Below are 14284 nucleotides of genomic sequence, written 5' to 3' on the forward strand. Positions count from 1 at the left end.
GAAAGATGCTTCTGGATAATCAGAAGCATTATGCAACGATTAAGAAAAAACACACATGAAAAAGATATTCTATTTATTAAGTATACTGGCTTTATGCAGCAGCTGTGAGCTAAATGAATTTCCGGAATCGTCAGCCTTAGAAGAAGACGTATTTGGAACCGAGGGAGGACTCCGTCGCTATTCGATCTCATTTTACAATGATCTGCCTTCTTCTTCTGATGCCTACAGATTGGACCAGATGTCTGATTATGGCGCTGTCAATAACCTCGACAATTTTTTAAAATTGAATGCCTATACGGCACAGACAAGTTCTGGATGGGATTGGAAGAACCTTAGAAATATCAATCATTTTTTAGCAAGCAATAACCGGTCAAACGTATCGGAAACAAGTCGTAACCATTACAATGCTGTTGCTCGCTTTTTTAGAGCATACTTTTACTATAAAATGGTCACTCGTTTTGGCGATGTGCCCTGGGTGGATAAGGCTCTTTCAATTACTGACAACGATATCTTATATGGTGACCGCGGAGACCGTACTGTAGTGATGGATCATATTTTGGCAGATCTGGATTATGCCTACGCGAATATACAGACCAGCTCCTCTACAGACGGTTCCGAGATCACGAAATGGACTGCTCTGGGACTGAAAACAAGAATTGCACTTTTTGAAGCTTCATTTCGTAAATACCATACTGAGCTGGGCTTAGCATCAACTGCAAACAAATATTATAAACAGGTGGTGGATGCCGCTCAGGAACTGATGACAAAGGGACCGCACAGTATCTATACCGCTAAAGGCCCCGAACTATCGCAACGTCAGCTTTTTGTCAGTGATGCTGCAGTTACTCAAGAGGTCATGCTAGCTATTGCTTTTAATAAGAACCTGGCCATCCTAAGTTCTGCGAACTGGTATTGGACTTCTCCGACCTATGGCCCACGTTATAGTTTTGTAAGACCGTTTATCAATACGATATTAAACCGAGATGGTACACCATATACGAATAGAACGGGGTACAATACACAAGAGTTTTATGATGAGTGTCAAAATAGAGATTACCGCTTATCTCAGCTGATCCGTACCCCAGGCTATAAAATAGATGGAAAACCAGCAGCACCAAATTTTAATGGTTATTCGTACACAGGTTATCAGCCAATAAAATATACACTTGATGAAAGTAAATATGATAATGGCCAGCTAAATACGAATGCTATTCCATTGATGCGCTATGCAGAAGTACTGCTTAATTATGCTGAGGCACGTGCTGAATTGGGTGAAATTACAGATGGCGACTGGCAAAAAACTATTGGTGCACTACGTTCGCGTGCAGGTATTACAGGAGGTACCTCGCAATTACCGACAGTGATTGATACTTACATCAAAGAAAAATTCTTTAAAGATATCGACAACCCTGTACTGCTAGAAATAAGACGTGAAAGACAAGTTGAACTGGCGCTTGAAGGTTTTAGATTTAATGATCTAAAAAGATGGAATGCGGGTCATATCATGGCTTCTTTAGAATGGTCCGGTATCTATATTCCGGAATTGGACAAACCGATGGATCTGGATCGCGACGGCAATGTAGATGTTATCTTCTATGATGGCAATAATAAAGGTCCTTCGGTAACGGTTGGAACCAAAGTTGCAAAAATAGCTATTGGTGGACCAGCGACTAACTACCAGACGTTAACTGCAGATAAACATCTGGAGTGGTTTAAAGCGCAGACACGTACCTGGTATGATGACGGCAGACAGTACTACTATCCAATACCAAGCAATGCGATTGTTTTAAACAAAAATTTGAAAAATTATCCTTTCTGGCAATAGTAGGTCTGCTGCTTAACCTAGTAAAATGAATATTTAGAAAAAATATGAAAACACGCTATATCAAAACCATGCTCTGCCTCATGATTTCGGCAGTTACATTAACTGCTCAGGCTCAAAAAATGCGTGTGGCGACGTATAATCTTCGCTATGATACGCCTAATGATAGTCTGGACCGCTGGCAAAACAGAGTGACTCCGATCGCACAATTAATCCAATTTCATGAATTTGATATCTTTGGGACACAAGAAGCATTAAAGAATCAATTGGATGACCTTAGTAAGCAACTCCCTCAATTTGAACGTTATGGACTAGGACGAGATGACGGTAAAGCTGCGGGCGAGCATGCGGCAATTTATTATAAAAAGGACCGTTTTGAGCTGGTCAGTAAAGGCGACTTTTGGTTATCTGAAACTCCAGATAGACCGAGTCTAGGATGGGACGCACCATCCAACATCAGAATATGTACTTGGATACAGCTAAAAGATAAGGATTCTAAAAAGTCGTTCTTCCTCTTCAATGCTCATTACGACCATCGCGGAATATTAGCCCGCAAAGAATCGAGCTTGTTAATATTAAAAAAGATTACTGAAATCGCAAAAGAACAGCCAGTTATACTTATGGGTGATTTTAATGGCGATAGCAATTCTGAATGGTATAAGAGTTTAGCGACATCTGATTTATTGAAAGATACTTATCATATGGTAAGCATGCCCTATGCTTTAAATGGAAGCTCCAATGGTTTTCGGACAGGTGAAAAATTCCCTGTTCATAATACGATCATTGATCATATTTTTGTATCCAAACACTTCAAAGGTCATAAATGGGGTATTTTGACAGATACTTATTCCGGTAAATTTCCTTCAGACCATTTCCCTGTACTTACTGTACTGGAACTCTAATGATACATTTTAAGCTAAAAAGCTGTACTACCTAAAAAATAGTACGGCTTTTTTGCGATATAAATTATTCTAACTATTTTCAATTAGCTCTGTTTTTTGATCCAAATTCTTCAAATCTACCGTAATCAGTGTATCCATACTGATCTGATGATATTGACATAATTTCAATAAGACTTCTATCGGAGGCTCTGAGAGGGCTTCCTCGTACTTCGCGTACCTAGCGCGTGTAATGGTTAAGTCTGCTGCTATCTCGCGCTGTGATATCCTTTTTTGTGCTCTTAAATACTTCAAGTTTTTTGACAACATCATACTGCTAATATTTATAGCTTCAAATTTAACAAAAATACTAATATAATTAGTATTTTTGTTGTATCATAATTTAATAAGCATAATAGGAACGTTACTCTATATAAACCCGAAGAGCCAGCTGCTGTTTTTGATAACCAAAAAACGTACAATTGGAGACTCTAAAGTTTATAGTAAATGAAGAAAACACCTATTGACTGTTACCACTTTACTAAAACATATATGATGAATTTATTTAATGACACTGAAATATTCGCACCTGGCCATGGAGGTAAGGTTGTATTCGATCTACCTGATACGGAACTCATGCTAATTGATTCTTTTTTTTCAAAGAAAGAATCGGACCATTACTACAATACTTTGCTCCATACTACGAAATGGCGCGAATATGAAATGGAGATCTTTGATAAAACTGTTAAAGCGCCACGCATGATCGCTTGGTATGAGGATAAAAGCAATTTGGGTGCTGATCCCGCAGGTCCTGACTGGACCACAGCACTATTAGCCATCCGAAAACGAGTGGAAGAAGAAACTGGTTTAAGCTTTAATGCTGTTTTGCTCAACCTCTACCGTAACGGGAAAGATGGTGTTGCGTGGCATAGTGATCATACTGATAAGTCTGGACCTAATCCTGTGATTGCATCGGTCAGTTTTGGGGAAACCCGTTTATTCCGATTGCGTCATAAATTTCTAAAGGATATAAAGCAGATCGAAATTCCTCTGCATCATGGATCTTTCCTGCTGATGGCTGGTACGACAAACAGTTGCTGGCAGCACCAGGTACCTAAAACAGCTCGACAAATCCTGCCCAGAATAAATCTGACCTTTAGAAGGGTCTGCCGTGCTAAAACTCGTGACGATGTGGCTTTATAGGAGTGTCCGGCTGTTAAAATTTAATTTACATTAAAATCCATCAACCGGACACTGTTTATGAAAACGATCGTCTTAAAAGACGGGTTTTATTTTCTTTTATTGTTCCCAAACGAGTGCACTTGCACCTAAAATTGCGGCATCTGCTTCAGGAAGTTCACTAAATACCAATCTCACTTTATCTCTAAAGATGGGAAGTAGGTTTCTTTCCATATGTAATTTTGCAGGCTTGAGAATAAAGTCTCCGGCTTGAATAACTCCGCCAAACAATAAGATCGCCTCAGGAGATGAAAACATCACAAAATTAGCTAATGCTTCACCCAGCTTCTGTCCTGTATAGCGGAATACTTCAATAGCAATTGGATCTTCTTTTATGGCACACTCGTAAACTGTTTTAGAATTGATTGATTCTTCTGGATATTGATTGAGCATAGAACTTGGAAATTCTGCTCTCATTTTCTTTGCTGTGATGGCTATGCCGGTAGCAGATGCATATGCTTCCAGACTTCCTTCCGAACCTGTACTCCAGTGTTTTCTACCTCCTGGTTTTACAATGGTATGTCCTAACTCTCCCGCAAAACCATCATGTCCATAGATTACATTTCCATTGGCAACGATTCCGCTTCCTACACCTGTTCCTAAAGTAATCATGATAAAATCTTTCATACCACGTGCTGCTCCGAAAAGCATCTCTCCCAAAGCTGCCGCATTCGCATCGTTGGTAATGGTACACTCCATACCAAATTTATTTTCCATAAGTTCGGCAAAAGGAATTACACCTTTCCAAGGTAAATTAGGAGCTAATTCTACCGTACCTGTATAGTAATTACCGTTAGGTACACCGAGACCAATTCCATCAAAGTTTTTCACTGTACCGTATTTCTCGATAAGTGGAGAAACCTGAAGATATAATGCATCAATAAAATCTTCTATTTTCTTATATTCATCTGTTCTTAGGGATCCTTTTTCTAGAACTTCCCCGCGATGATTTACCACTCCGAATTTCGTATTGGTTCCACCAATATCGATTCCGAGAGCGACTCGTCTTGACAAGTTTGTTAACGCCATTTCTCTGTTTAATATGCTAAATCGCTAAAACTATAAAAAAAAATGTATAAATGCGCTATTTAAAAATACTTAATCGATCTTAATGTGTGCTTTATGGAGAGAAAAATGCACTAAAAAGGCATCGCTACTCGATAATAAACGGATATATATTTTTACAAAAAAGTTTCTGGTTAAGGTAACGGAGTACATAATTCAATTAGAAAACCATCTAAATCTCTCACATATGAAACGGTCTGTCCCCAAGGCTTGACTGTAGGCTGTTCAACAATAATTCCATTATACTCCCATACTTTGTCTACTAGATCTTCAACATTATCCGTGATAACGCCCAATTCTATTCCAAAAGGTTTCGCTAAACGAGAACTTTCCTGATATCCTGCACTCAAATTAGTCTGTGCTAAACTGTGTTTGGCAAATGAAATGGTGGTTTCTCCTGTTATTAATTCGCCGTAGTCTTTTTCAGGTGTTATAAATTTTCGTACAAAGCCAAATACTTGTTCATAAAACTGAATGGCCCGTGTCACATCGGACACATATAAGATAGTATATTTAAATTTGATCATTTTTAACTGTTTTGTTTCTTCAAAATTTTACCTTTTCTATTTTCGCTATATCAATTTGACATTGTATCAGATTACTGGAAATAGACAAGTTCGTCGTCCTACTATGTTTTAGCTAACACAAAAATAAGTCTGCTAATGACAACAGTATGTCAGTAAACCTTATTAAAAAACGATAAAAAATAAAAAAGCCTTGTCGAAGTGATCAAGGCTTTTTATAGTTCAATTACAGCTTAATCGGTTCTACTATTGTCAAGTGCTCCTGCTGCTGCACCTAAAGCCACCACCCCTCCTAACAGCAAAGCATTTTCACCTTTTACTTTCTTATAAGCCATTAGATCACCTTGTTTTGTATAATACTCAAGTACATTATTTAATGATGTACCAGTCTGAAATAATGTTTCAGCATAAAATTTTTGTTCTGTAGTTCTGAAAGTAACCTCGCCATTATTTAACACAGAATAGCTCAAAAAACTGCTCAGGATATAAGGCGAATCCTGTATATTAAACTTGGCTTGTTGAACATTATATGTTCCACCGTTCATGCCATACCGCACAACTTTTTCTTTTTTTGCTTGGGATACCGATTTCTTTACATCATCGCGAAGATCAAAAAACCTTCCATCGACAAACGCATGAGGTGGTATTAATAACATATCTTTAGGTAATGTTGCTGTGCCGTTAAAATATCCATGAATAATATCCTCACTAAAAGCGGAAACATTCTGATTCACTTTACCTTTTAAATCTATCTGGTTGTTAGCGTAACTAAGGGCCTTTCCGTTGATTACTAGTGCTGAATTTTTCAAGTTCCACATGATTGGATAATCTAATTTATTTTCAACCTTAACATATACTTTACCATCCTTCCCCGCAAAAGAGTATTGAACAGCCAAAGTGTCATTTGTGTATAAGAAAGTTCCTTGGTCTTTTTCTTTAATCGTATTGGTGGTATTAACAGTCATCAGGTAATTTGAAGAACAAGCTGACAAGAATAAAGCAGTGCAGAGCGGAATAAATGATTTGTACATCTTCATTTTCAATATTGGTTAATTTAGTAATGAGTTCTTAGCGCGATAAACTTTGAAAGTTTCGTCTGTGATACCCTAAGATATTACAAATATTTAAAAATAAAGTAGCCCTATAACCTATATTGCACTTTATTAATTACCTAATGACCCTAACAAGCTGTAAACGTTGTATTTAAATTAACACAGGAACATGTAAATTATTCTAAAAATCGTGCGATCTGTGATACCGTAAATGTGATTAATTCTTCATCTACTATCCCTGATTCATCGGCCATCATATACCCGCCGTGGGTGGCAGGAAGTATGCATAATCTTGCATCAGGGAGCAACTGACTGATGGTTGCGGCATGTGTGACTGTAACAACATCTCGATCTCCATAAATGAGCAGAACAGGATTTTTAATATGCTGCATATCACGATCTTTCCAGTCTTCAAAATGGATCATCCGCTGACTGTCTTTTTGAAACATATTATGCAACTCATCTATATTCGAATTTAGTTTCAGAAAGTTCTCTTTCAGATAGGTCGGCATATTATCAATTGTGGCCTGTTCCATTGCTTGAAAGAAACCTGGTATCAGGCCATTTCTTTTATAAACTCCAGAGGCTGCTACGATCTTCACGACGCGATCTGGGTAAATCTTTGCTATCTCTAAGGCAGTCGTAGCACCATTGCTAAATCCAAAAAAAGAGGCTTTAGGTACTCCCAACAGATCCAATAATGCGACAATATCCTTTGCATCCTGTTCAAAAGTTTCTGGTTCTTCCCTATGATCTGAGCGTCCGTGATTTTGCAGATCAATGCCGATCAGCAAAAAGCGTTCTTGTAACCGGATAATCGTTTCTCTAAAATCAAACTGTATAGAACCCGCCCCTCCATGAATCAAAACCAAAGGTTCACCTGCTCCATAAATTTCATGATACAGACGAATTCCGTTTACCTCTAAGTATCCTGTTACATGTGGTTCCATGCTAATATGTGATCTTGTCATCTACACCGTAACTCATACTCGAATAATTAAGGATACGTCTCATCAATGCCATCTGCCCGCCAAGATAATCCTGCCGACCTATACACATTCCGATAAAATTGAGTTTATCTTCTGTAACAAAAGGGATATTCATTCCAATCGGAAATAATTCAGACAACTGTTCATCATTGACGGCTAATAAACTCCGGTAAACTTTAGGAGAGATTTTATGAAAACTAGCAATGAGATCGGCTAGAGTCGGGTATTGAAATTGTTCATCTAATGTCTTTCCCATATAAAACAAATCGTTATAGGGATCTGTTTCTTCCAAACCTAAAATGTTTGCTATTCCGTAACGTACATTGACAAAGTTGCCGGCCATCCAAATAATGTGATTCGTTCGTCCATCGATCCGCTTCTTTGCATCCACTTCAGATATCCCAGATAACACACTTAAAAAAGTCTGTGTATGCATTCTATAAGCGGGAATAATCACTTCTAGTTTTGTTGATTTTGGCTTATCCATTGTTTATTGATTTAGCGATGGTTGACTACCATCTGTTTAATCAAAAATAAACAATAGATCATAAAGTCTCCTTGCCCTATGGCAAGAAAACAAACTATCGTCTGCCATTTAAGTCTTGGACTGGTTTACAGTGTCGCAAGTTCTAATTCAAGAAACGCTTGAGGTAAATACTGAATAATATCTGAAGGAAGAAGACTATAAGTACCGATGGTTTTAACTGCCAAATCTGCTGCCTTTCCATGTAAATATACACCCATGATTAACGCTTCGTTTGCAAGATATCCCTGTCCAAGCAATGCGGTTATAATCCCTGTTAATACATCGCCGCTGCCCCCAGTTGCCATCCCTACATTGCCTGTACTATTAAAGTAGCTCTTACCGTCGCTCATCACCATTGCACTATTTGCTCCTTTTATCAATATATTGACCTGATATTTACTTGCAAATTCTTTTACTTTTTCTAATTTATCCCAATCGTCTATCCACGATCCTATAATCCGATTCAGTTCTTTTGGATGTGGAGTCAGAATGGTGTTTTTCGGTATAAAGTTCCATAACTCGGGATTTTTTGACATCATATTTAAGCCGTCGGCATCTATAATCAATGGCGTTTGGATTCCTCTACTTAAGTAATCTATCCAGGCTACACTTGTTTCTGCTGCGGTTCCCATTCCTACTCCAATGCCAACAGCCTGATAATTTGCTAAGTCGGGTATGGTGGTTATCACGTCATTATGGTCATCCAATAAGACCATAGCTTCGGGCACAGCAGTCTGGATAATGATATGCCCGCAAGCAGGTACAAAGGCGGTAGCTAAACCACAGCCACTTCGCAAAGCTGCTTTCAGTGCCAGCTGGACGGACCCCATTTTTCCCTTGCTTCCCCCTATGATAATGCTATGCCCAAAAATGCCTTTATGTTCAAACTTTTTCCTTTTTCTATAGTATTTGAGTATTAACCCTTTTTCCACATAAATCAAATCGGAATTTTCTTTTTCAATAGCATTTTTACTCAATTTAATGTCCAGTACTTGAAAATCATCATAAAATACTTGGTTCTGAGGCATTAATAATGCGAGCTTAGGCATTTGGAAAGTATATACCAAATCTGCGTGAATCACAGGAGCAGTAATCGATGTTGGTCTATCTGCCAATAAGCCTGAAGGCATATCAATGGCATATACAGGAACATCAGCTTCATTGATCTGCTTGCAGATATAAGCCCATTTTCCGTCTAATTCTTCTCGAAGTCCATATCCGAAAAGACAATCTATAACAATGGTATTATCCGGGATTTGCAACTGATCTGTTTCGTTAAAAAAATGAATTTGCGCCGCGGATAATCTTGCCTGATTGCGGCTATTATCAGGCGCGTAAATTTCGGATTTTAGGACATATACCATCACATTGGCTAAATGTGCATCTAATAAACGTGCTAATACCAATCCATCTCCGCCATTATTTCCTTTTCCGCAGATGATGGTGAAATGTTGTTTTGGGAGATCTGGGTACTTGATCTTTAATGCAGCAAAGACCGTTTGGGAAGCTCTTTCCATTAAATCTAAGCTTGTTATTTGTTGTTCGTTGCAGGTCAGTACATCTGCGTTCATCATTTGTTTTGCGGTAAGAATTTTCATTTGATCCAGGTATAAGCTAAATATACTTGTATTTATTTAATGTTTAATTTTAAAAATTCCTGATCGAGATTAATCAATTCTGGCAGTGCATAAAATGAAAAATAAGTAACACTTGCCCATTCTCTATCTTGCAAAAGTAGGCTATATGAGCGTATACAGTTTTGAATGTGATTTTGATAGAGTTTAATCCAATGACCTTCATTTTTGATGTCGTAATTTTGGAATTTTTTCTCAGCTTCTTGAGAAATGTAATCGAACTGTTTTTGATCTAGGGCAAGTGCTTTTCCTTTTATAACTTCTAGTAGCATAGGCTGGGTCTCTGTGTAGTAACGTTTGGCTCGCTTAATTGCGGAAAGCACTTTTTTATTCTTTGACTTTTGCTCTATCAGTTGGGTCATAAGTAATCCTTCGGTACGCATAAAAACAATGTTCGTCAGGATCGCTTCTTCCTGCGATACCTGCTTTAACTGCTGGGGGTTGGCATTTACAAAAGTTGTAATGAAAAAAAGTAGTAAAGGTATGCGCATATGTCTCACATCTGGTCGCTTGAAATAATCTGTACAACTTTTAAACAAATTACATCCTCTTATTGTTTAGATTTTCTCTATTTCAAGTTAAAAAACAACCATTTATATCTAGAAATCGAAAAAATTAAAGCGCTCTAAAATATACAAATAGACTTCATGCTTAGGTGATCAATACGTGAGGAGATGGTCAAGAGCTGTTTATGATAACTAAAAAATCCCTATTCATGTTTTGCAAATGGCTGTTATCAGGGATAAAAATGGTAAAAAACAATCATGACTTTTGTGTTAGAATTACATTAATATCATGAAGAGAATAACACTAACACTAGCAACAGTGTGCTTAATGAGCTTAAGTGCCCTAGCTCAATCCAACAAGTTTTTTCGTATCGATTACGGAATAAAATCGGGAGAAAACAATGGACAGCTGGATGATACGCAATTAAGAGCTTGGGTGAATCAGGATTATATGCGCATCGCTTATACGCAGGATGAAAGTCACATCGAGATAAAAGATAAGAAAAAATTAAAATCATTTATTTTAGTTCCTAACTCTCAAGAGTACTTGATGCTACAAGACGGTACCAAAAATGATTACAGTGATATCCAGATCGAATACATAAAAGGCCAAGAGAAAAAAATAGCGGGATATACATGTAAACTAGCAATAATTAATATAGGAACTGATGAGGAGTCTGGCGAGGATGTAAAACTTGCGGTTTATTATACTGAGCAGATCCCTAATTTATCTTGGGCGGAATTCAATTTCTTAGAAACTTTACCTGGGGCACCATTGTCAATTACGGTATCGGGAGATGGCTACATTGCAAAAAAGATCGACTCTGAGGAATTGACTCAAGAGCTATTCGAAATTCCAGAAAGTTATACTGAAATGCAAGCTGATAGTGCAATAGGATATGGTGATCTTCAAGTTGCTGATAATCGCTATATTTTCACTAATGAAACCGGAGATTTATATGGACTAAAAGATGAGAATGATAAAGTTCTTTTACAACCTAAGTATACTTTTATAGCACCTTTTGATGGAGACATATCTATAGTAAACAATGCCGAGGATAAATTTGGAGCGATCAACTTAGCCGGTAAAGAAATTATTACGCTACAACACGATTTTCTAAACTATTCTGACGACTCCAAAACATTCATGTACGGTGCACAAGATAAATACGGTTTATTACGTGCTGATGGAAGCGTTTTGATTAACGCAACATATGAGATGGTGAGTTTTCCGGAAAATGGGCTGATCCAATTCATGAAAAATGATAAAAGCGGTTTTATGAATGAGAAGGAACAGGTGATCATACCAGCAGTACATGAACACATTTTCATGAGAAATAAAGACTATTTTATTACGTTCGAGGATACTTCTTATTCTTTACTCTCTATTAAAGATAATAAAAAAATAGCCGAAGGATATGAATATATGGCTTTACCTGATGAAGGAAATATTTTCTTAGCGATGAAAAATGGTAAGTATGGTTACATTGATGAAAAAGGTAAAACAATTATTCCTTTTAAATTTTCAACAGCACTTGCGTTTGATAATGGTGTAGCCATTGTCTCGGAAGATGAAGCTGGTGAAAACATATATTATATTGATACTAAAGGTCAAGAGGTTGCTGCTGTAGAGGCTGAATAATATGAGAAAACTCCCATATTTAGTAAAATAAATATGGGAGTTTTCTTGCATTTATGGGGTTTAAACAACTATTTTAATATTTCGATCTATACATTGTTTATAAAAAATGATATCTTAGTCTCCTATATAATAGGTCCAGAATGAATGCAAATGAAGAAGAGTGCACTATATTTTACCAATAAATTGAGAGAAACTCTGCTTCTATTAATCTTGTGTTTTTTATTTAACTTTTCTTCTGCTCAGGAAGTGCTAGATAAACTAAAGGAACAATATGATAAAGTATCTGTTACGAATCCAGAAAGATTAATTGTTGCCGGCAAATATGCAACTGCCTTATTTTTCAATCAACAAGAAGTTAAGGCCGGTCAAATCCTTAAAGATAATATCCAGATAGCAAGTCGCTTACCAGATGGAAAATATGCGGCTAATCTTTATGCGATTGAGGCTATGAATTATAGAATCAGCGAGCGTATAAAAGAATCTAAAAGTAGTTTTGATAAGGCAAAAGAGTTTGCTAGCAAATCTAAAGATGTAGAGATCAAGGGTTATATAAGTTATTGTGAAGGATGGCTATATACCAGAAATAATAAAGAAGGTGAAGCTGTTAGAAGTTTTCTACGTGCGATCCGCTATTTTGATCAGGCTCCCCCATCCCGTACACTTAATAGCCGTAAATCTACAACTTACAAGGAGCTAACTTCAATTTATGCGAATTGGAATGAGCATCAGCTACAGGAGAAATACAGTCTACTTGCTTTAGATCTTGCTATTCAACAAAATGATCCCATTGCTATATTTGACGCTTATATGCTCATGGGGTATATGTATGAACAACAGTACATAAAGAACGATACTAACCACAAATTACGAGATCAGGCAGAAAAGTATTACCTCTTAGCTATTAATACGTATAACAAAAATAAGGCTACAATCCCCTTCCCATCTAATCTATCTTTTGTTGCTAATAATCTAGCTTACCTCTACTTTAGTTTTTTTCCTGATTCTTATCAAGATCAGGCAATTCAATATGCTGAGCTCGCCCTAAAGCAGGGAGCAGCGACTCAACAATACACGCATGTTGCATCTGCTTACGGTATAATGGCGGAGATCGCACTGAAAAACAAAAAACCTGAGCGTGCTAAAGCCTATTTGTTGTCGGCACTTATGGAGATTACTAAAAGCAGTGTTCCGGATCAGAACATCATCCTCAGTATTTACGAGAATCTCTCTGAAATTGCGGAACAGGAGAATAATCTTGCTGAAGCCATACGTTACCATAAAGTGTATATGGAAACATTTAAATCCATATACAATCAAGAACAATTGGAATTGGGCAAACGACTAGAAGCACAGTTTGATAAAGAAAGACAGCAACAGCAACTTATCAGAATGCAACTGGAAACGGATAAAAAAGAACAGCAGCTCCGTTTGCTGCATACCGTCAGTCTGCAGCAAAAACAGCAATATGAGAATTTGAAGTTGCATGAAGAAAATCAGCGAAAAGAACTTGAGCTCACACAACTTGAATCTGAAAAAAGAACCCAGGAACTCAAGCTATCTCGTTTAGAGACACAAAATCGTGCTCAGGACATCCTCAGTTTCAAAAATGAGATTTCTTATAAAGAGAAAATAAATAAATATTATGTGGCTTTGATCTTGTTTTTTTTACTGGTTCTACTATTAATGCTATACGCATATAAACAGCGATCCAAAAGTATGCGTCAAAATAAGGAACTGTACAATTTCTCTTTAGATAAGGAACGTCAGAATTCAAAAATATCAATATTAACTGCTATGCTTGATGGTCAGGAACAGGAACGAGGACGATTGGCCAGGGACCTTCATGATGGACTAGGAGGCCTCTTATCCACCACAAAAATCAGTTTATCTCAATTGACAAATAAAGTGGATAGCCCAATGAAAAATGATATGCAAAAATCTCTTCTGCAATTGGATACTGCTGTAGAAGAGCTAAGACGTGTAGCTCATAATCTGATGCCCGATTTGCTAAATAGATATGGTCTGGAAGAAGCATTACAAGATTACGCTGTTCGTATGTCCAATGTACAATTGGATATTGATGTACAATTTTTACATTATTCGAATCAACTTACAAAAGATGAACAATTACTTGTTTATCGGGTCATCCAGGAGTTGGTTAATAACGCAATAAAACATGCTGACCCCAAACAAATTATCATTCAAATTGTAGAAGAAGCTGATTATTACACCATCACTGTTGAAGATGATGGAAAAGGATTTGATATTGATCAGGTTAAGGGTAATCACTCAGCAGGCCTTCATAATATACAATCGCGGATCGATTTCCTTAAAGGGAAATTTACTATACAGTCGGAAAAAGATGTGGGGACAAGTGTTGAAATTATATTTCCAAAAAAATAAAATA

At 37.2% G+C, this 14284-nt stretch carries 13 protein-coding genes; 5 read left to right on the forward strand and 8 right to left on the reverse strand.

Going from position 1 to position 14284, the window contains the following annotated elements; translation table 11 throughout:
- The first annotated feature begins 55 nt into the window (after positions 1-55).
- Complete coding sequence (locus JAZ75_RS00350; RefSeq protein ID WP_208699618.1) at positions 56-1825, forward strand: RagB/SusD family nutrient uptake outer membrane protein; 1770 nt, start codon at positions 56-58, stop codon at positions 1823-1825.
- Between the two features lie 44 nt (positions 1826-1869).
- The gene (locus tag JAZ75_RS00355) at positions 1870-2724 is read left to right on the forward strand and encodes an endonuclease/exonuclease/phosphatase family protein (protein WP_132842566.1); all 855 of its coding nucleotides are present in this window, start codon (positions 1870-1872) and stop codon (positions 2722-2724) included.
- Between the two features lie 69 nt (positions 2725-2793).
- On the opposite strand, the gene JAZ75_RS00360 is transcribed toward JAZ75_RS00355, so the two are convergent.
- Complete coding sequence (locus JAZ75_RS00360) at positions 2794-3033, reverse strand: helix-turn-helix domain-containing protein (protein WP_208699620.1); 240 nt, start codon at positions 3031-3033, stop codon at positions 2794-2796.
- A 219-nt stretch (positions 3034-3252) separates the two neighbouring features.
- Here JAZ75_RS00360 and JAZ75_RS00365 point away from each other — a divergent pair, with 219 nt between their 5' ends.
- Positions 3253-3903: an alpha-ketoglutarate-dependent dioxygenase AlkB family protein gene (locus JAZ75_RS00365; RefSeq protein WP_208699622.1), complete on the forward strand. Its 651-nt coding sequence runs from the start codon at positions 3253-3255 to the stop codon at positions 3901-3903.
- A gap of 96 nt (positions 3904-3999) precedes the next feature.
- Here JAZ75_RS00365 and JAZ75_RS00370 read toward each other — a convergent pair whose 3' ends face one another.
- The 7 genes from JAZ75_RS00370 to JAZ75_RS00400 form a co-directional block, all read right to left on the reverse strand.
- Positions 4000-4968, reverse strand: coding sequence for an ROK family protein (locus tag JAZ75_RS00370; protein WP_132773587.1), 969 nt, complete (start codon positions 4966-4968; stop codon positions 4000-4002).
- Positions 4969-5138: 170 nt separating this feature from the next.
- A complete protein-coding gene (locus tag JAZ75_RS00375; RefSeq protein WP_132842562.1) occupies positions 5139-5531 on the reverse strand; it encodes a VOC family protein in 393 nt (130 codons plus the stop codon).
- A gap of 230 nt (positions 5532-5761) precedes the next feature.
- Positions 5762-6565, reverse strand: coding sequence for a hypothetical protein (locus tag JAZ75_RS00380; protein WP_165905984.1), 804 nt, complete (start codon positions 6563-6565; stop codon positions 5762-5764).
- Between the two features lie 191 nt (positions 6566-6756).
- Entirely contained in the window at positions 6757-7530 is a 774-nt protein-coding gene (locus tag JAZ75_RS00385; RefSeq protein WP_208699624.1) for an alpha/beta fold hydrolase, read from the reverse strand.
- 1 nt (position 7531) lies between these two features.
- Complete coding sequence (locus JAZ75_RS00390) at positions 7532-8056, reverse strand: DinB family protein (protein WP_132842558.1); 525 nt, start codon at positions 8054-8056, stop codon at positions 7532-7534.
- A gap of 125 nt (positions 8057-8181) precedes the next feature.
- Positions 8182-9693, reverse strand: coding sequence for an NAD(P)H-hydrate dehydratase (locus JAZ75_RS00395; protein WP_208699626.1), 1512 nt, complete (start codon positions 9691-9693; stop codon positions 8182-8184).
- Positions 9694-9725: 32 nt separating this feature from the next.
- Positions 9726-10112, reverse strand: coding sequence for a hypothetical protein (locus JAZ75_RS00400; protein WP_208699628.1), 387 nt, complete (start codon positions 10110-10112; stop codon positions 9726-9728).
- Positions 10113-10524: 412 nt separating this feature from the next.
- Between JAZ75_RS00400 and JAZ75_RS00405 the strand changes: the two genes are divergently transcribed.
- Both JAZ75_RS00405 and JAZ75_RS00410 read left to right on the forward strand, forming a co-directional pair.
- The gene (locus tag JAZ75_RS00405; protein ID WP_208699630.1) at positions 10525-11877 is read left to right on the forward strand and encodes a WG repeat-containing protein; all 1353 of its coding nucleotides are present in this window, start codon (positions 10525-10527) and stop codon (positions 11875-11877) included.
- Between the two features lie 150 nt (positions 11878-12027).
- Complete coding sequence (locus JAZ75_RS00410; protein WP_208699632.1) at positions 12028-14280, forward strand: sensor histidine kinase; 2253 nt, start codon at positions 12028-12030, stop codon at positions 14278-14280.
- The last annotated feature ends 4 nt before the right edge of the window (positions 14281-14284 follow it).

Source organism: Sphingobacterium sp. UDSM-2020 (genome assembly GCF_016132525.1).
Taxonomy (GTDB): domain Bacteria; phylum Bacteroidota; class Bacteroidia; order Sphingobacteriales; family Sphingobacteriaceae; genus Sphingobacterium; species Sphingobacterium anhuiense.

Bases quoted from the DNA above. Each gene is read 5' to 3' on its own strand.
- JAZ75_RS00350 (WP_208699618.1), top strand. From the start codon at position 56: ATGAAAAAGATATTCTATTTATTAAGTATACTGGCTTTATGCAGCAGC.
- JAZ75_RS00355 (WP_132842566.1), top strand. From the start codon at position 1,870: ATGAAAACACGCTATATCAAAACCATGCTCTGCCTCATGATTTCGGCA.
- JAZ75_RS00360 (WP_208699620.1), bottom strand. From the start codon at position 3,033: ATGATGTTGTCAAAAAACTTGAAGTATTTAAGAGCACAAAAAAGGATA.
- JAZ75_RS00365 (WP_208699622.1), top strand. From the start codon at position 3,253: ATGATGAATTTATTTAATGACACTGAAATATTCGCACCTGGCCATGGA.
- JAZ75_RS00370 (WP_132773587.1), bottom strand. From the start codon at position 4,968: ATGGCGTTAACAAACTTGTCAAGACGAGTCGCTCTCGGAATCGATATT.
- JAZ75_RS00375 (WP_132842562.1), bottom strand. From the start codon at position 5,531: ATGATCAAATTTAAATATACTATCTTATATGTGTCCGATGTGACACGG.
- JAZ75_RS00380 (WP_165905984.1), bottom strand. From the start codon at position 6,565: ATGAAGATGTACAAATCATTTATTCCGCTCTGCACTGCTTTATTCTTG.
- JAZ75_RS00385 (WP_208699624.1), bottom strand. From the start codon at position 7,530: ATGGAACCACATGTAACAGGATACTTAGAGGTAAACGGAATTCGTCTG.
- JAZ75_RS00390 (WP_132842558.1), bottom strand. From the start codon at position 8,056: ATGGATAAGCCAAAATCAACAAAACTAGAAGTGATTATTCCCGCTTAT.
- JAZ75_RS00395 (WP_208699626.1), bottom strand. From the start codon at position 9,693: ATGAAAATTCTTACCGCAAAACAAATGATGAACGCAGATGTACTGACC.
- JAZ75_RS00400 (WP_208699628.1), bottom strand. From the start codon at position 10,112: ATGCGTACCGAAGGATTACTTATGACCCAACTGATAGAGCAAAAGTCA.
- JAZ75_RS00405 (WP_208699630.1), top strand. From the start codon at position 10,525: ATGAAGAGAATAACACTAACACTAGCAACAGTGTGCTTAATGAGCTTA.
- JAZ75_RS00410 (WP_208699632.1), top strand. From the start codon at position 12,028: ATGAAGAAGAGTGCACTATATTTTACCAATAAATTGAGAGAAACTCTG.